The sequence below is a fragment of the Rikenella microfusus DSM 15922 genome (assembly GCF_000427365.1).
GTDB classification, from domain to species: domain Bacteria; phylum Bacteroidota; class Bacteroidia; order Bacteroidales; family Rikenellaceae; genus Rikenella; species Rikenella microfusus.
Window position 1 is genome coordinate 2553447 of record NZ_KE386488.1, and the last position, 16168, is coordinate 2569614.

Annotated in this window: 15 protein-coding genes; 5 read left to right on the forward strand and 10 right to left on the reverse strand. The window is 56.2% G+C overall.

Annotated elements, in window-relative coordinates:
* Nucleotides 1–4 precede the first annotated feature (4 nt).
* Both RIKMI_RS0111690 and RIKMI_RS0111695 read left to right on the forward strand, forming a co-directional pair.
* Nucleotides 5–358, forward strand: coding sequence for a GntR family transcriptional regulator (locus RIKMI_RS0111690; RefSeq protein WP_027291769.1), 354 nt, complete (start codon nucleotides 5–7; stop codon nucleotides 356–358).
* Nucleotides 355–1404 carry a carboxypeptidase-like regulatory domain-containing protein gene (locus RIKMI_RS0111695; protein ID WP_147288469.1) on the forward strand — a complete coding sequence of 350 codons (1050 nt, stop codon included), beginning with the start codon at nucleotides 355–357 and terminating at the stop codon, nucleotides 1402–1404. The genes RIKMI_RS0111690 and RIKMI_RS0111695 overlap by 4 nt, the downstream gene beginning before the upstream one ends.
* 4 nt (nucleotides 1405–1408) lie before the next feature.
* Here RIKMI_RS0111695 and RIKMI_RS0111700 read toward each other — a convergent pair whose 3' ends face one another.
* The 3 genes from RIKMI_RS0111700 to RIKMI_RS0111710 form a co-directional block, all read right to left on the reverse strand.
* Entirely contained in the window at nucleotides 1409–2587 is a 1179-nt protein-coding gene (locus RIKMI_RS0111700; protein WP_051214529.1) for an MFS transporter, read from the reverse strand.
* 103 nt (nucleotides 2588–2690) lie between these two features.
* Nucleotides 2691–4094: a M56 family metallopeptidase gene (locus tag RIKMI_RS0111705; RefSeq protein ID WP_027291772.1), complete on the reverse strand. Its 1404-nt coding sequence runs from the start codon at nucleotides 4092–4094 to the stop codon at nucleotides 2691–2693.
* Nucleotides 4095–4124: 30 nt separating this feature from the next.
* Nucleotides 4125–4523 carry a BlaI/MecI/CopY family transcriptional regulator gene (locus RIKMI_RS0111710; RefSeq protein WP_027291773.1) on the reverse strand — a complete coding sequence of 133 codons (399 nt, stop codon included), beginning with the start codon at nucleotides 4521–4523 and terminating at the stop codon, nucleotides 4125–4127.
* 602 nt (nucleotides 4524–5125) lie between these two features.
* On the opposite strand from RIKMI_RS0111710, the gene RIKMI_RS0111720 reads away from it, so the two are divergent.
* Nucleotides 5126–6829 carry a right-handed parallel beta-helix repeat-containing protein gene (locus RIKMI_RS0111720; protein WP_027291775.1) on the forward strand — a complete coding sequence of 568 codons (1704 nt, stop codon included), beginning with the start codon at nucleotides 5126–5128 and terminating at the stop codon, nucleotides 6827–6829.
* A gap of 83 nt (nucleotides 6830–6912) precedes the next feature.
* Here the strand turns inward: RIKMI_RS0111720 and RIKMI_RS0111725 are convergent, their stop codons facing one another.
* From RIKMI_RS0111725 to RIKMI_RS0111740, 4 genes are all read right to left on the reverse strand, one after another.
* Nucleotides 6913–7467, reverse strand: coding sequence for a GNAT family N-acetyltransferase (locus tag RIKMI_RS0111725; RefSeq protein ID WP_027291776.1), 555 nt, complete (start codon nucleotides 7465–7467; stop codon nucleotides 6913–6915).
* A gap of 18 nt (nucleotides 7468–7485) precedes the next feature.
* Nucleotides 7486–8280 (reverse strand): sulfite exporter TauE/SafE family protein, encoded by a 795-nt coding sequence (locus tag RIKMI_RS0111730; RefSeq protein ID WP_027291777.1) that lies wholly within the window; start codon nucleotides 8278–8280, stop codon nucleotides 7486–7488.
* A gap of 112 nt (nucleotides 8281–8392) precedes the next feature.
* Nucleotides 8393–8785, reverse strand: a complete 393-nt coding sequence (locus RIKMI_RS0111735; RefSeq protein WP_027291778.1) for a hypothetical protein — start codon at nucleotides 8783–8785, stop codon at nucleotides 8393–8395.
* A gap of 67 nt (nucleotides 8786–8852) precedes the next feature.
* Nucleotides 8853–9749, reverse strand: a complete 897-nt coding sequence (locus RIKMI_RS0111740; RefSeq protein WP_027291779.1) for a ketopantoate reductase family protein — start codon at nucleotides 9747–9749, stop codon at nucleotides 8853–8855.
* 74 nt (nucleotides 9750–9823) lie between these two features.
* On the opposite strand from RIKMI_RS0111740, the gene RIKMI_RS0111745 reads away from it, so the two are divergent.
* A complete protein-coding gene (locus RIKMI_RS0111745) occupies nucleotides 9824–11275 on the forward strand; it encodes a DHA2 family efflux MFS transporter permease subunit (RefSeq protein WP_051214530.1) in 1452 nt (483 codons plus the stop codon).
* Between the two features lie 38 nt (nucleotides 11276–11313).
* Here RIKMI_RS0111745 and RIKMI_RS0111750 read toward each other — a convergent pair whose 3' ends face one another.
* The 3 genes from RIKMI_RS0111750 to RIKMI_RS14070 form a co-directional block, all read right to left on the reverse strand.
* Nucleotides 11314–12693: a cytochrome c peroxidase gene (locus RIKMI_RS0111750; RefSeq protein WP_027291781.1), complete on the reverse strand. Its 1380-nt coding sequence runs from the start codon at nucleotides 12691–12693 to the stop codon at nucleotides 11314–11316.
* 300 nt (nucleotides 12694–12993) lie between these two features.
* The gene (gene rbr, locus RIKMI_RS0111755) at nucleotides 12994–13569 is read right to left on the reverse strand and encodes a rubrerythrin (RefSeq protein WP_027291782.1); all 576 of its coding nucleotides are present in this window, start codon (nucleotides 13567–13569) and stop codon (nucleotides 12994–12996) included.
* Complete coding sequence (locus RIKMI_RS14070; protein WP_027291783.1) at nucleotides 13566–14036, reverse strand: Fur family transcriptional regulator; 471 nt, start codon at nucleotides 14034–14036, stop codon at nucleotides 13566–13568. Before RIKMI_RS14070 ends, rbr begins: the two co-directional genes overlap by 4 nt.
* A gap of 195 nt (nucleotides 14037–14231) precedes the next feature.
* On the opposite strand from RIKMI_RS14070, the gene typA reads away from it, so the two are divergent.
* The gene (typA, locus tag RIKMI_RS0111765; RefSeq protein WP_027291784.1) at nucleotides 14232–16031 is read left to right on the forward strand and encodes a translational GTPase TypA; all 1800 of its coding nucleotides are present in this window, start codon (nucleotides 14232–14234) and stop codon (nucleotides 16029–16031) included.
* The last annotated feature ends 137 nt before the right edge of the window (nucleotides 16032–16168 follow it).

Below are 16168 nucleotides of genomic sequence, written 5' to 3' on the forward strand. Positions count from 1 at the left end.
AACTATGGATTTCAAATCTGAAAAACCGATCTACCGGCAAATCGTCGATTACGTGTGCGACCGGATAGCTTCAGGTCGCTGGCCCGAACAGGAACGCGTGCCTTCGGTGCGCGACATGGCGGCCCAGTTGCAGGTGAATCCGAACACGGCGATGCGGGCTTACGAACGACTTCAGATGGCCGGGATCATTACCAACAGCCGAGGGATCGGCTATTTCGTTTCGCGGGGAGCCAAAGAAAGGGTCATCGACCTGAAACGTTCCGAATTTTTCGAGACGACCCTGCCGGAGGTATTCGCCGCGATGGACACATTGGGGATCACGTGGGAGGAAGTAACCGCAGAATACGGGAAACGATGAGATTACGGTTATTGGCGGTATGGATGCTGACGACCGGTACGGCCGCGGCACAGAACCTGAAAGTTACGGTACGCAGCGACCGCCAGCCGTTGGTTTATGCCTGCGTGTATGTGAACGGTAAAGCCGCGGCGATAACCGATACGCTTGGCATCGCTCTGTTGCCGGAAGGCGAATGGGAAGCGGGGGACACGCTCTCCGCCTCGTATGTGGGGACTATGCCGGACCGGCAGGTGATAGACGGGCGGATCGGTCGTTCCGGCGAGTGCGAACTGGTACTGCAGGAGATGTATACGCTGACTGCGGAAGAGGTGACGGTGAAGGCGGATATCGAAAAATTGTTCCGGAAAAACGTGAGGGAGGTCAGCGCCTGTATCGACGGTCTGTGGGGAGAGGCCCGCTTGGAGGCTTATGCGACGATGGAATTTGCAGATGCGGATAGCAGTCGGCATCGGGTCGAAGGGTGGATAACTACTCATCGTAACGAGGTCAGCCCGAGAAATTATAACGATTATAATTACCGGCTGACGATAAAGGCACGGCCGCCGTTCGACAGCATGCAAACGGAATTGCTTCGGGAAATCAACGACCTGTTGAGGTGGACGACTGCTCCCGCTCACCATTTTCAAGAGCGCGATTTGCAGGGAGTAACGCGGCAAATAGGGTATCTGGGCAAACGGGATGGCTGCCGGATATTCAGGATCACTTTCCCGACGATCAGGTTATGGTGGCTGTCGGAGGCTTCGTTGTTTATCCGGATCGTAGCCCGTATAGACGAGCGGACGAAACTTTTAAGGTCTGTCGAATCGGAATATTTGAGTGCGGATATGGAACTGTCCGTCAAATTACGGGCGGACTATGTGCCTTACAGATTATCGGCCGGATGGGGTACGGGGCGGATTTGCATGGTTCCGCTTACGGTCGATTACCGTGCTTCGCGCAATGGCCGGCTAATGGAAGGAACGCTGTCGCGGAGTCGGTTCGTTTCGCCGAAACGTATCCGGAAACCGGAGGACCTCTATGTCCCGTATATGCCTCAAGCGAAGTAGAGGTCTACCGCAGTTTGTTCCGGTCGAAGTAAGGCCCCGACCAGACGAAAAACAGTGTCAGGCCGACGCATAACAACAGGGTGCCGAGCAGGAACGCCGAGGAATAGGAGGTATGTTGGGCGATAATACCGCCCAGCAGGACGCCCGATCCTACGCCGAAATCCCACGAAGTCAGATAGGTCGCGTTCGCGGTCCCGCGCTGGTTGTGGTGCGCCAGGTTGATGAACATGGTCTGGAGGGTGGGGCAGAGCAGTCCGTAGCCTACGCCGATCGCTACGCCGCATCCGTAGAACGAGAGCGGATGCTTGATGAAAACGAAACATAGAAAGCCGGCGATCAGGAGCGAGATGCCCGCCTTGCTGACCTGTGTCAGATAGCCCCGGTTGATGAGCTGGCCGGAGATCAGGCGCGACACGACCAACCCGCCGGACAGGCAGACGAAAAACAGGCCCGTTCCTCCGGCCAGTCCTACTTCTTCCTTTCCGTAAACGGCGACATAGGTACTCAGTACGCCGTAGGCGAACGACAGGAAAATTGTCGTTACGGCTCCCGGGACTCCTTTGAGCAGCAGGAACCGGTCGAGCGAAATCGTCTGTTTGGCCCCTACCGCTTCGGTTTTGGTTCCTTTGACCAGCGATGCGACGAAAAGTCCCAGCAGTCCTACTCCCAGCGCCGTCGCGAATATCCAGTCGTAGTCCGGCGTGGCATCGTGGATCATCAGGGCGACCATCGGGCCGATAGCCATGGCCAGGTTGGTCGATACGCCGAAATAACCGATTCCTTCGCCGCGCCGCGAGGCGGGCATGATGTCGATGGCGACGGTATTGACCGATACGGTTACCATCCCGAAGGCCATGCCGTGCGTGGCACGCAGGACGGCGAAGACGGCGAGCGCCCCGGCCAGCATGTAACCGCCGAAATAGGAGATGAAAAATGTGTAGCAGATGAGCAGCAGGGGCTTACGCGGGAAGCTGTCCACCATGAACCCGGCGAAGGGGCGGAACAGCAGGGCCATGATCGTATAGGACGAAAGGATCAGCCCGGCGGTGGATTTGGTGACGGCGAACTGCTCGGCCAGATACATCGGAAGTATCGGCAGGAGCATGTAGAACGCGAAGAACATCAGAAAGTTGGCGCCGCAGGCCGCAAAGAAACTGCCTGTCCATAGTCTGTCTTTCACCATCGAAAAGGTCGGGATTGGTCGCCACAAAGGTAGGGAATATTTTCGGGGATAATAACGAAGCGCCCCGATCGAATACGGTCGGGACGCTTCGTTTTACCGCTCTCTATTGTTCCTCGTTAATGGTGACTGATACCGGAACGCGGTTTTTTACGCTTTTCCCGTCAGGAGAGAGTTCGAAAAGCTCCGGATAGTTTTCCAATAGTTTGCTGCTGACCGTTACGCCCTTGCGTTTCTCTTTTTTACTCAGGGAGACCGTAACTTGTTTTACGCTTTCTGCGTCGGAGTATCCTGCCCGGCCTACGGTAGAACTTTGGCCCAGGCGGATTTCACCGTTGCTGATAGTAATGTTCTTTGGCTGAACGCTTTTCTTGGTCGTGATAACGATCGCCCCGTCTTTGCCCTTTTCGCCGTAAACAGATGTTGCGGCTTCCCCTTTCAGTACGGTAATGCTTTCGTAGTCTTCGGGATTGATATTTTTCCTGTTGTATTCCAAGACGGTATAGATCACTCCGTCCACGACATAAATCGGGTGCTTGGTCGAATCCTTACCTTGCGGCCCCAGCATAACGACAGGGCCGGAAGCGGTCGAATCGATGCGTCGCCCGTCTGCATATACGACGAACGATTCGGCCGCGGGACGGGAGAGAACTTCGTCCGGTGCAGGCCCGGCGGCGCGGGCGGTAAGCGAAAATGCAGCTAAGAGCAATCCCGTAACGGGAATCAGTGCGGCGAGGCGGAGGCTGCCTCCGAGACCTGCCTTACGTGTGGCTTTTGCGATCATAAGCAGTCGTTTTTTGGTGAGCGAATAACAGAAAGCATTGGCGGCGCCGGGGTAGATGCCGGCTTCGGTGTCGAGCAATAAGTCGATATAAGGCATGACCGGATTTCCCTGTCGGATGACATCCCGGTCGGCCTGGTATTCGTGGACTTCGCGCAGCAGTTTCGTACAGTGCCAGACCAGCGGATTGAACCAGAGCAGGCTGCCGCACAGGCGCATCCAGACCAGATCCAGCGAATGCCGGCGGGCGATGTGGCTTTTTTCATGGGCCAGAATCTGTCCCAGCATCGGCGACCCTTCGTATTTGTCGTTGATGAATACGGTTCCGAAAATCGAATAGGCTCCGGCCACGTCCGGCGAAAATACGATACGGCTGTCCCGCGTTTTTCTCACCCGTATCCAAGTACGGAGCACGCTGCCCAGCGTAAAGGCCAGCGCCAGCACCGCGCCCGCGGCATAGCCCCAGGTCAGTACCTCGGAAATGGTCGTCTCCGGCTGGATAGCCGGGGCGTCCGTTACGACGTTCTGCGGTATGGTGCGAAGCGGAAGCGGTTCGGCCGAAAGCAACGGAATCCGTATGAACGGCAGCAGCATTCCGACCGGAACTAACGACAGCAGGAAAATACGTGCGGCCTGTAAGCCGGTACGCCGATGCAGGACGGTGATATAAAAAAGCCACAGGGCCGCGATGCACAGTTGCGTGTCGATCAGGTATCCTTGCGAAAACATGGCCGGTTCTGTTTTAAAACGGTTGTCTCTTTATTCTTTCCCGGTTTCGCCGGCGATCTGCCGGGCCACCCTTTTCAATTCTTCGTATTGCTCGACGGTAAGCGTTCCGCTTTCGGCCAGAAACGACAACATCTGGCCCGGCGAATCATTGAAAAAATTGCTTACCACGCGCTGCATGAATCGCGAACGATAGTTCTCTTTGCTGACGGCGGGATAGTAACGATGGCTTTTCCCCACGACGTCGTGCCTGACGAACCCTTTGGTTTCGAGCGTACGGATAACGGTCGAGATCGTCGTATAGGCCGGACGGGGTTCGGTGAATTGTTCGACCACCTCGCCGAGAAACGCTTTCTGAAGGCGCCAGATATGTTGCATGACTTCCAGTTCGGCACGGGTCAGCTCGGTCGGTTGCTTTTTCGTTTTTTTCATATACGGATTTTTATTACTACAAATATAGTTTTTATTTTTTAACTGCAGTCGTCGGGAGTGATTTTTCGCGGCGATGGTCGGAATTTTAATGGGTAAGTACAGGCGATTTTACCCGGAAACGGGTAACGATCTTCCCGAACGGCCCTGCGGTACCGCCCGAATAAAACACGGCAAAACCCGCCAAAAGCTCCGACAGGAGGCTTTCGCCTCCAAAAAGGCTGCGGGCCGACACGCTTCGGGATACTCCGAAGAGCGTAACAGCATGAAAAGGGATAATTTCGAAAAATATTGAACGAAATCGTACTGACAAAACGGAGCAAAGTCGGATATATATAGTTACCTTGTTGTTTCGCCGGCCCGTTGTCGCATTATCGGCTTTGCGAGTGCCGGAACCGGTACTTTTCCGTATGCCGGGTACCGGTTTGTTCATGTTTCGTGTTTGCCGAAGCGGCAGGTATGTCTTATCTTGCGTGTCGTTACATTCTTTCGACCTGCATGGATGACGGATCGTTGTTTAGGGTAATATTGCCTGCGGAAACGTAGCGTGCGGGCGATGTTCCGGCCGAAATCCGGAACGCTTTACGAACAAAAACCGAATTACGATGAAAAAGATGTTCAGTTGTCTTTTGGTCTGCTATGCGTCGTTGGCTTTTTCGGCGGCGCAGCATGTGATCCGGGTCGTTCCGGGCGAAGGGGATATGACCCCGCGCATACGGGAAGCCGTCGGGAAAGCCCGGGCCTGCAAGGACCGGCCCGTGGTGATCGAATTCGCGAATGCCGATTATGACCTGTACCGGGAAAGCGCTACGGCACATCCCTATCCTGTATCCAATACCACGTCCGAAACGGAAAATCCCGACCCGACCAAGCATATCGGATTGTGGCTCAAAAACCTCAGGAATGTTACCATCGAGGGAAACGGCGCCCGGCTCGTTACCCACGGCGAGATGACCGCTTTTGCGATCGACAGTTGCGAAAACATCACGTTACGGAACTTTACGGTCGCCGCTGCCGACCCGACCGTGCCGGAGATGACGGTTACCGAGGTCGGCGAACGGCACATGAATGTCCGCATCCATCCCCTATCCCGTTACGAGATCGATTCCGCGGGACGGTTCGCGTTCGTCGGCCGCGGCTGGAAGCTGTCGGGAGGCATCGCACAGCTTTATGATCCCGTACGGGACATTACCTGGCGCAGTTGGTCGCCTCTTCCGGAACTGCGCAAAGCCGTCGAACTGGAACCCGGGCTGCTTCGTTTCGTTTACGACACCCGCCCCCGGGCCGAAGCCGGACAGGTATTCCAGATGCGCGACGGTATCCGGGACGAAGTCTGCGGCCTGATCCAGTACAGCAAAGACATCACGTTGGAACAGCTGCACCTGGCTTTCCTGGGAAATTTCGGGATCGTCGGCCAAATGTCCGAAAACCTGATTTACCGTCACCTGACTTTCGAACCGGAACCGGGCAGCGGCCGAACGTGCGCCGGTTTTGCCGATTTCGTCCAGATGTCGGGCTGCAAAGGCGAAATCAGGATCGAATATTCCCGTTTTTCCGGGGCGCACGACGATCCGATCAATATACACGGCACTCATCTGGCCGTCCGGCAATTTACGGCGCCCGACCAGGTGCTTGTCCGGTACATGCATCCGCAAACCTATGGTTTCCAGTCTTTCTTTCCGGGCAACGAAATCGAATTCATCGACGCGCATACGTTGTTGCCGGTAGCCGCTTGCAAGGTCAGGCAGGCCGAGATGAAAAACGACCGCGAAATCCTTATAACGCTGGCCCGGCCGGTCGGACAAGACCTTAGCGACAAGTCCGAACTGGTGGTCGAGAACACGACCTATACGCCGGAAGTGGTCATCCGCGGCAATTATTTTTCCCGTGTTCCGACACGCGGCATTCTGGTCACGACCCGACGGCGCGTGCTGATCGAAAACAATACTTTTTTCCGTACCCGGATGAGCGGTATCCTGATAGCCGACGATGCCCGCAGCTGGTTCGAATCGGGTATGGTGCGCGATGTGACTATCCGCGGCAATCGTTTTGTCGAATGTGCCTCGCCCGCTATCCTCATCGCTCCCGAAAACGACCGGAACGGAGGGTACGTGCATCGCAACATACGTATCGAAAACAATCGGTTCCGGTTATCGGATGCGGGTGCGGCCGTTTCCGCCAAATCGGTAGGCGGTCTGCAAATCCGCGGCAATCTGTTCTCGACTCCGCAAAACACCTCCATAGACCGCCTGATCCGAACCGAAGCGTGCGACGGGATAACCATCGAAGACAACCGTATCGAAAACTGAGTAAGATATCCCGTTTCCGTTCCGGTAATGCCCGCTCTTATGCGATGAATCGGACGGCGGTCGCCTTGTCGTGCCCGTCCGGTCTATTTTCTGGCCGAATAGCTGAGCACCTGTTCGTTATTGAAGCGTTGGAATTCCCTGAACTCTTCCGGAGTCAGCGCTCTCGGATAACTCATGATCAGTAACCGGTGGGCCTCCGTCGAAGGGCGGAACGACGGGTGTATGTGATCGTATTCATAATTGGTTTTCAGTCCGTTGCGCATGTAGAACTGTTCCCTCCGTCGCGATATGTCATCGACCGGCGGATCGATCTCCAGCAAAACGAGCCTCGTCCCGTCTCCCAGCAGGTATTTCAATGCCTGCGAGCCGTAACCGCCTCCGCGTATCTCCGGTGCGATGGCGAAATGTTCGCCGAAGCGGAACAGCGTGCCGTCGGCCGCTTCCCACTCCCACCAGGAGAGCAGGCCGACCAGCCGGTCGTCGTCTGTCAGCAGGTTGTAGTGGAACGCCGGATTATCCAACGCTCGGATATGTTCGTTGAGCGGGCGCTGCTCGCACAAAGGGAAACTCTGTTCATAGATCTCCCATGCTTTCGGGAAATAGGGATGCGATGTGTCTCGGATACGGATCGGTTCCATGATAGTCGTTTAAGCGGATCAAAGATAAAAAATTCCGTCGTGCAAATGCAATTGGACGAACAGGAGCATATACACGACCGATATGATCAGAGCCACCATGAACCAGTCCTTGACGGTGTGCGTATCCTTCCGCTCGACGAATTTTTCGCCCAGCCAGCCGCCGAAACCGCCTCCCACGGCCACGCACGCGCCCAATTCCCAGTCGATATGCCCGAACCAGATAAAGATGAAGAGCGCGAAAGGGGTAACGATCATGCTCATATAGGTTTTGATCGCTTCGGCCGTTTTCGTCGCGGTGTGCATCCGTTTGACCAGTACGTAGAACATCAGGTAGGCCATTCCGGCTTGGATCATGCCGCAATACAGTCCCAAACCCAGAAATACCAGATAATCGACCGCACGGGAACGGCTGACCGGGTCGTCTGTACTGTCGGGGCGGTCGGTCAGTTCTTTGGAAAAAAAGGTGAAGAGGATGGTGAGGATCATCACGCCGATGAAGATCCAGTTGAAAACGGCATCGGCGATCCGGACGGCGAAATACGCGCCGGCTACGGTACCGAGTACCAGTGTGACGGACAGTATGGCCGCTTCTTTATGCGGGATGGGTTTGCGGGTCAGGTACCGGATATATCCCATCGTATATTGGGTCATCACTCCGATACGGTTCGTCCCGTTGGCGACGCTCGGCGGAAGCCCCAGCCCGATGAGCATCGGCAGGGAGATGAGCGAGCCGGCCCCGCCGATCTCGCTGACGATACCGCTCGCAAGCCCGGCCAATACGGCGGTGGCATAGTGTATCAGGGTCGGTTCCATGTTCCCGGGGTTGGTTTCGGGGAACGGGAAAACACAAAATACATGCCATGCGAAAAAGAGGCGGTTCCTTCGTGGGAGAAGGAACCGCCTCTTTTCAGTATTGTATCCGGATTTATTCGGCCTTGGGGGTCAGCACCAGATTCATCTGTTCGCTGGTCAGTTTGAAGCCGTCGGCGGTTTTGGCGACGCCGAAACCCTGTACGGTTTGCGTGCTGTCGGTAATGAACAGGCTGTCGGCCCTGACTTCCCATTTACCTTGGGTCGATTGCGAATTGGCTCCCATCGAGACGCTCATGTCGATCGTGCCGTCGCTGTTGAAGTCCATATCCATTTTCATCTGCGAAAGCATCGCAGCGGCGAGTTGTGCGCTGAAGTCGGTGGAATCCGCCACTTCGATTTCGGGTTTGGCGGAATAGCTGCCGACCAGTTCTTTTTCGAGGCCGGCTTTCCCCGAGCAGGCAACCAGGGCTGCTACAGCCGCAACTGCCAACAAGTTTTTTTTCATTCGGATCGTATGATGTTTGGTTCTTTCGGGCAAAGGTACGTATAATTTCCCGACTTGGACCGGAATTTCATAAAGCTGACAAAATTTGCAGTGCGGCCCGGTTCCAGGGAACGGGATATCCCGTTTCTGCGGCCAGTCGGCATAACGTTCCTGCGAAGATATCGACTTCGGTAGGGCGCCCGGCTTCCACGTCCTGCAACATGGAACTTTTTCCTTCCGGGTTCATGGACCGGATGACTTCTTCGGCACGATCCGTCATCCGTTCCGCTCCGGCGATCTTCAGCATGCCGGCTACCCCGGCCGCCTCTTCCATCATCCGCCGGGCCAGCGTCATCGCCCGTTCGTTCCGCTGCAAATGGCCGTAAGGACGGCGGAGCAGGGCAGTGGTTTGGTTGCAACCGATGTTGATAACGAATTTCTGCCACAGGGCCGAGATCATATCCTGCGGTATTTCGTAAGGGATACCCGTCCTGTCGAACAGAGCGCCGATCCGCCGCACGTTGTCCGACGGGCACCGGTTGTCCGCCTCTCCGAAATAAATGCGGTATTCCCCGTCGTGTGCGACGCTGTTGCCTTCGCGCAGGCTCGGATGTCCGAGGAAATAGGAATAGAGTACCCGTTCCGGGCCGAATCGTTCCGCAAGGGTCTGTTCGCTGTCGATACCGTTCAGCAGCGACAGGATCAGCGTCTGCGGACCGACGTGCGGGGTTATGGCTTCGATGGCTTCCGGCAGCGCAACCGCTTTGGTTGCGATCAGGATCGAATCTGCGGGCCGGGAGGCATCGGCGAAAGCGAAGTCGTAGCGTTTCCCGTTGAACAGGATTCCCTGCCGGCGTAATTTTTCCTGTCTGCCTGCATCCGCAATAATCGTGAACCTGCCGGGCAACCGATCGTGCAGCCGGGTCGCCAGCACGGTTCCGACAGCCCCCAGACCGATGAGGGCCACGTGTTCGATCTCTTTCATGCTTTGTCCGATGGTCTGTTAGCAAAGGCAAAGGTGGCATTTTTTTTGTAACTCCCGGGGAGAAAACGGTTCGAATGAAGACATTTGTTATGCGTTTCAGGGCCGGCAAAGGATACAAATGGTGGGTGCTGGGCATGATTATGATCGGAACGTTCATGGCTGTGCTCGACATCACCGTAGTCAATGTGGGAATGCCGGCTATCATGGGGGCCTTCCGTGTGGGTATTTCCACGGCGGAATGGGTGATTACGGCCTATATGATTACGATGACCCTCATGCTTCCCACGGCCGGATGGCTGGCCGATAAATTCGGCAACAAGAGGGTCTATATCGTCGGCATGTTTCTCTTCACGCTCGGTTCGTGGCTCTGCGGCCGGGCGTGGACCGACTGGTTTCTGATCGGATCTCGCGCCTTGCAGGGGGTCGGCGGAGGGATCATCCAGTCGCTCGGACTGGCTATCGTATCGCGCGAATTCACGCCTGAACAACGGGGAACGGCGCTCGGGCTGTGGTCGGTGGCGTCGGCGGCTTCGATTTCTTTCGGGCCGCTGATCGGCGGGTATCTGGTGGACGATTACAGTTGGCACTGGATTTTCGATGTGAACGTTCCTCTGGGAGCGATCGCCATCCTTGCGGCGCTCGTCATCCAGCGCGAATGGAAAAATCCGCGGATCGGCCGTTTCGATTGGATCGGTTTCGCCAGCGTCGCCCTGTTCATGCCGCTGGCGATCTATGCGCTGGCCCGTGGAAATGCAGCGACCAATCCGAAAGGCTGGGCCGCTCCGGAAGTAGTCGGGGCGTTCGCGGTCAGCGGCATCGCGTTGGCTGTGTTCGTTTTGCGCGAGTTGAGAACGAAATCTCCGTTGCTGAACATCCGTTTGCTGGGCGACCGGAATTTCGGGGTGGCCATGCTGGTATTGATGATTTTCGGAATCGGGATGCTGGGCGGGACATACCTGTTGCCGCTCTACATGCAGAACGGTCTGGGCTATACGGCGATTATGGCAGGGATGGTCTTCCTGCCCGTAGGACTGATCCAAGGTACGCTTTCGACCGTTTCGGGAATCGTAACCCGCTATATCGGTTCGGTGCCGCTGATGGTCGCGGGAATTGCGGCGATGACGCTGAGTTTTTGGCTCGCCGGCCGTTTCACGGCCGAAACCCATCGCTCGGCCATCATGACCGTGCTCTATTTGCGGGGATTCGGTATGGGGCTGACTTTCGCGCCGCTCAATATCTTTTCGCTGAAACGCCTGGCACAGGCGGATATGGCCGCCGCTGCGGGGATCGCCAACAGTATCAAACAGTTGTCGGGCAGTATCGGGATCGCCCTGCTGACGGCGATCATGACTTCGCGCATCTCGTACCATACGGCGGCCCACGACGTGGCCGGTTCGCAAACGGACGTCTATATCGCCGGGGTAACCGACGATTTCGCCATCGTAGCGGTACTGACTTTGGCGGCCATGACTCCCTTGCTTTTGTTGCTGGTCCGGCGTAAAAACAAGACGCTCCGGCCCGAATGATCGGTCGGAGCGTCGGCATGGTTCCTTTTCCGAAACAGCTAACTGTTCTGCGCATCGAGCGGCCGGCCTCGGTATTCGCCGGTCAGGGTTTTCAGGAACGCCACGATGTCGTCGCGCTCCGCTGCCGGTAAAGATCGGCCTACCTGGTATTTCGTCATGACGTCCACGGCCTCTTCCAATGTCCGGGCCGTCCCGTCGTGCAGATAAGGGGCCGTGAGCGCGATGTTCCGCAGGCCCGGCGTCTTGAATCGGTGGCGGTCTCGGGCCGTTCCGGTCTCTTTGTAACGGCCGTTGTCTTCTTCGGTCATGGCCAGGCCGCGGTCGGCGAAATAGTCGGCTTTAAGCCCCATCAGTTCGTAGGATTGTCCTCCGAGATTGGCCCCTACATGACAAGTGGCGCAGTCGTTGGACTTGAAGAGTTCGTACCCTCTGATCTCCTGAGCCGTCAGCGCGGACGAATCGCCTTTCAGATAGAGGTCGAAGCGGGAGTTGGGCGTCAAAAGCGTCTTTTCGAATTCGGCGATGGCATCGGTCAGGTTGTCGCCCGAATAGCCGTCGGGGTAAACGGCCAGGAATTCCGCGGTCAGTTCCTTGTCCTGCTTCAGCTTATCGATGATTTCATCCCAGGATTGGCAGGCCATTTCGACCGGGTTCATCGGCGGCCCGCCGGCCTGTTCGGCCAGCGTTGCGGCGCGCCCGTCCCAGAACTGTACGAAGTTCAAAGCGGCGTTGTAGACGGTCGGAGCGTTCACGCCGCCTTTTTTTCCGCCTACGCCGTCCGAAAATTGTTCGTTATCCACGCCTCCGGTATCCAATCCATGACAAGAAGCGCATGAGATCGTATTGTCGGCCGAGAACCGCGGGTCGTGGAACAATTTCTCGCCCAGGGCGACTTTGGCCGGATCGACCGGCAGCGAATCCATGACCGGCTGTACCGGTTCGAAGGCGAAAACCGAATGAGCCAGGTTCGTGGCATAGTATTTCGCCCGGTGTTCCCGGATCCACTCTTTCAGCATGCGGGCCTTCTTGCCCGTGATGGCCGATCCCCAGTGCATCATCGAAAAACGGGCCACCGGCATCGTCTCTTTTTCGACTACCCGTTCGATTTTCGCCAGCGTCGCCTCATCCACTTTGCGGCCGCTGCGCAGCGCATCGTACACTCCGCTCAGATCGGTATGCCGGTAACCGAGCGCGATGTCTTCCCGGATCATCCCTTCGGCGATCGGGAGCGAGGCGTAGAACGGCAAGTCCGGATGTTCGCTGTGGCACATCAGGCACTGTCCGTCTTCGAGAATGGCCAGAGCCTGCCGCTCGCGCGGCAGATCGGCAGACGGGGCAGAGTTGGAAAGATGATAGGCCGCGCCTGCAATGACGACGAGGACACCGGCACCGGTCAATATTTTAGGAAATAATCGCATATGCTGTCGTATCTGTTTCGGTAAGTGTATATGACGTTTGCCCATTTATATGCACACTCGATTTGTAGTACATTCCGGCCTGTTCCCATTCTTTTTTGGGGAAGAGACTCCCGGCCGGATCGGCCCCGTCGGGGCTTTTGCCGTATTCTATTCAGACGGTATCGCAGGGCCGTCCGGGGAGACCATTATCCGGCTTTGGATAAAGTCGTAATATGACTTACCTCCGTTTTTTGTCGTGTTCCAAATAAAAGGTACTGCAAAGCTCGGCCTTGCAGTACCTCTATTTCCCAGTGCCGGGAATTAATAGTTATTCTTTTTCGGTTCGAAAAACGCTTGCGGATGAGCGCAGGCCGGGCAGGCTTTCGGGGCTTCTTTGCCCGTGTAAACATAACCGCAGTTGCGGCACTGCCATTCGATTTCGGTTTCGCGTTTGAACACCGAGCAGTCTTTCACGCGACCCAGCAGGGTGCGGTAACGTTTTTCGTGTTCGGCTTCCACAGTGGCGATTTCGCGGAATACTTTGGCGATGGCCGGAAAGCCCTCTTCGTCGGCCACGTCGGCGAAAGCGGGGTAGAGGTCGCTCCATTCCTCGTTCTCGCCTGCGGCGGCGGCTTCCAGGTTCTGTTCGGTCGTACCGATTACGCCGGCCGGATAAGCGGCCGTGATTTCGACCATGCCGCCTTCGAGGAATTTGAAGAAACGTTTGGCGTGTTCTTTTTCCTGTTCGGCCGTCTCCATGAAGACGCCCGCGATCTGTTCGTAACCCTCTTTCTTGGCCACGCTGGCGAAGAATGTGTAACGGCTGCGCGCCTGCGATTCGCCGGCGAACGATTTCAGCAGGTTCTGTTCGGTTTTGGTTCCTTTTACGCTTTTCATTCGGTTGGTATTTTGGTGGTTCGATTATGATTGGATCGGTTATGTCTGAAATTGCCTATGACCTGTACGCGGATATCGGTAACCTCGAAGCCGTCCGTTCCCGCCATCCGGTGCGACGCGTAATAAGCGCGTACCAGTTCGGTCAGCTCCCGGTCGCCGAAATCCAGTATCTCGCCCGTCTCTTCGCAAAGCAGGTGGTGATGGTCGTGGATATTGACGTCGAAATACATCTTGTTGTCGCTCGTATTGAGTTTCGAGATCACTCCTTTGGTGGAAAAACATTCCAGCACGTTGTATATGGTCCCGACCGTTACGGTAGGGAACGTATCGTGGACTTTGGCGGTGATCTGTTCTGCGCTGGCATGCCCCAACTCTTCCAAAGCGGCGTACACGGCTATCCGCTGCGGCGTCACTTTGATGCCGTGGGCATTCAGCATCTCCCTGATCTGCTGACTGTTTTTTCGCATGGTCGTTTCTTTCCCCTTCGTTTGATACCGCAAAGGTACAAATTTTTTCAATAAATTATAATAATTCTAAATTAAAAATTTTTCATAACCGGTTCGGCGAACCGGAACGAGGTTTGATATTCTGCCTTAAAAAATCTACATTTGTGCCGTCCGCGGAGCGCCTCTACCCGCGTGACGGGCATATAATTCAACGAGATGCAGAAAATCAAAAACATCGCGATCATCGCACACGTCGACCACGGAAAAACCACCCTGGTGGACAAAATGATCCTTCAGGCCAAGCTGGTCCGCGACCAGGAGAAGTCCGATACGTTGATTCTGGACAACAACGATCTGGAACGCGAACGGGGAATCACGATTCTGGCCAAAAATGTTTCGGTCCATTATAAAGATTACAAAATCAATATTATCGACACGCCGGGCCACGCCGATTTCGGCGGCGAAGTGGAACGGGTGCTGAACATGGCCGACGGCGTGCTGCTCCTGGTGGACGCTTTCGAAGGCACCATGCCGCAGACCCGCTTCGTATTGCAGAAAGCCTTGCAGATGGGCCTCAAGCCGATCGTGGTCATCAATAAAGTGGACAAACAGAATTGCCGGCCCGAGGAGGTGAACGAACAGGTGTTCGACCTGATGTTCAGCCTCGACGCCACGGAGGAACAGCTCGACTTCAAGACGATCTACGGGAGCGCCAAGAACGGCTGGATGTCCACCGACTGGAAAACGCCGACCGGCGACATCATTCCCCTGCTGGACTGCATTATCGAAGAGATACCGACGGCCAAAGTCGTGGAAGGGACTCCGCAGATGCTGGTCACTTCGCTGGAATATTCTCCGTATGTGGGGCGCATCGCGGTGGGACGCCTGAGCCGGGGAACGTTAAAATCCGGACAGAATGTTTCGCTGATGAAACGCGACGGAACGGTCGAAAAATCGAAAATCCGCGAGCTGATGACCTTCGAGGGGCTGGGTAAACAGAAAGTCGAAGAGGTGCAGTGCGGCGACATCTGCGCGATCGTGGGTATCGACGGTTTCGAGATCGGGGACACGATCGCCGATTACGAGAATCCGGAGCAGCTCACTCCGATCGCTATCGACGAGCCGACCATGAGCATGCTTTTCACGATCAACGATTCGCCGTTCTTCGGGAAAGAAGGCAAATACGTCACTTCGCGCCATATCAAGGAACGTCTCGACCGTGAACTGGAAAAGAACCTCGCCCTGAAAGTGAAGCCGGGCGCCACGGCCGATTCGTTCCGTGTCTTCGGCCGGGGCGTGCTGCACATCAGCGTGCTGATCGAGACGATGCGCCGCGAAGGGTACGAATTGCAGGTCGGCCAGCCCAAGGTGGTGGACAAGGTCATCAACGGTCAGCGCTGCGAACCGATCGAGCACCTGACGGTGGACCTGCCGGAGGAGATGGCAGGCAAAGCGATCGAAATGGCGACGCGCCGCAAAGGGGTGTTGCTGCATATCGACCATCGCGGAGACCGGGCGCATCTGGATTTCGACATTCCGGCACGAGGCATTATCGGCCTGCGGAGCAACCTGCTGACGGCTACGGCCGGCGAAGCGGTGGTCGCTCACCGTTTCAAAGGTTTCGAACCTTACCGGGGCGAGATCGAGGGCCGTTCGAACGGTTCGCTCATCGCCGCTGAGAGCGGCACGGCCTATGCCTACGCGATCAGCAAATTGCAGGACCGGGGCCGTTTCTTCATCTCGCCGGGCGACGAAGTGTATGCCGGGCAGGTGATCGGGGAGAGCACGCGGGCGGAAGACATCTGCGTGAATGTCTGCAAGTCGAAAAAACTGACCAACATGCGCGCGTCGGGGTCCGACGAGAAATCGACCGTGTCGCCGCCGGTAATCTTCTCGCTGGAAGAGACGCTGGAATATATTCAGGAAGACGAATACGCCGAAATCACGCCGACTTCGATCCGTATGCGCAAGATTCTGCTCAGCGAAACCGACCGCAAGCGGGCCGGAAAAGCATAGCGTCGGAGAAGCCGCGTTTGCAACTTGCTCCTAAAAATATTTTGGGGGTATGCCGGGCATATCCGGGAAGGTTTTTTCCCCTGTCGGCCCTGATCTTGCCGGACGAAGCCGTGCAAGGTCCGATCCGGGACGAATCG

What these genes read in the sequence shown, in the direction of transcription:
- RIKMI_RS0111690 (WP_027291769.1), top strand. Translation starts at nt 5, where the DNA reads ATGGATTTCAAATCTGAAAAACCGATCTACCGGCAAATCGTCGATTAC.
- RIKMI_RS0111695 (WP_147288469.1), top strand. Translation starts at nt 355, where the DNA reads ATGAGATTACGGTTATTGGCGGTATGGATGCTGACGACCGGTACGGCC.
- RIKMI_RS0111725 (WP_027291776.1), bottom strand. Translation starts at nt 7,467, where the DNA reads ATGGAACCGATCCGTATCCGAGACACATCGCATCCCTATTTCCCGAAA.
- typA (WP_027291784.1), top strand. Translation starts at nt 14,232, where the DNA reads ATGCAGAAAATCAAAAACATCGCGATCATCGCACACGTCGACCACGGA.
- RIKMI_RS0111710 (WP_027291773.1), bottom strand. Translation starts at nt 4,523, where the DNA reads ATGAAAAAAACGAAAAAGCAACCGACCGAGCTGACCCGTGCCGAACTG.
- RIKMI_RS0111750 (WP_027291781.1), bottom strand. Translation starts at nt 12,693, where the DNA reads ATGCGATTATTTCCTAAAATATTGACCGGTGCCGGTGTCCTCGTCGTC.
- RIKMI_RS0111700 (WP_051214529.1), bottom strand. Translation starts at nt 2,587, where the DNA reads ATGGTGAAAGACAGACTATGGACAGGCAGTTTCTTTGCGGCCTGCGGC.
- RIKMI_RS0111730 (WP_027291777.1), bottom strand. Translation starts at nt 8,280, where the DNA reads ATGGAACCGACCCTGATACACTATGCCACCGCCGTATTGGCCGGGCTT.
- RIKMI_RS0111735 (WP_027291778.1), bottom strand. Translation starts at nt 8,785, where the DNA reads ATGAAAAAAAACTTGTTGGCAGTTGCGGCTGTAGCAGCCCTGGTTGCC.
- RIKMI_RS0111745 (WP_051214530.1), top strand. Translation starts at nt 9,824, where the DNA reads ATGAAGACATTTGTTATGCGTTTCAGGGCCGGCAAAGGATACAAATGG.
- RIKMI_RS0111740 (WP_027291779.1), bottom strand. Translation starts at nt 9,749, where the DNA reads ATGAAAGAGATCGAACACGTGGCCCTCATCGGTCTGGGGGCTGTCGGA.
- RIKMI_RS14070 (WP_027291783.1), bottom strand. Translation starts at nt 14,036, where the DNA reads ATGCGAAAAAACAGTCAGCAGATCAGGGAGATGCTGAATGCCCACGGC.
- RIKMI_RS0111720 (WP_027291775.1), top strand. Translation starts at nt 5,126, where the DNA reads ATGAAAAAGATGTTCAGTTGTCTTTTGGTCTGCTATGCGTCGTTGGCT.
- RIKMI_RS0111705 (WP_027291772.1), bottom strand. Translation starts at nt 4,094, where the DNA reads ATGTTTTCGCAAGGATACCTGATCGACACGCAACTGTGCATCGCGGCC.
- rbr (WP_027291782.1), bottom strand. Translation starts at nt 13,569, where the DNA reads ATGAAAAGCGTAAAAGGAACCAAAACCGAACAGAACCTGCTGAAATCG.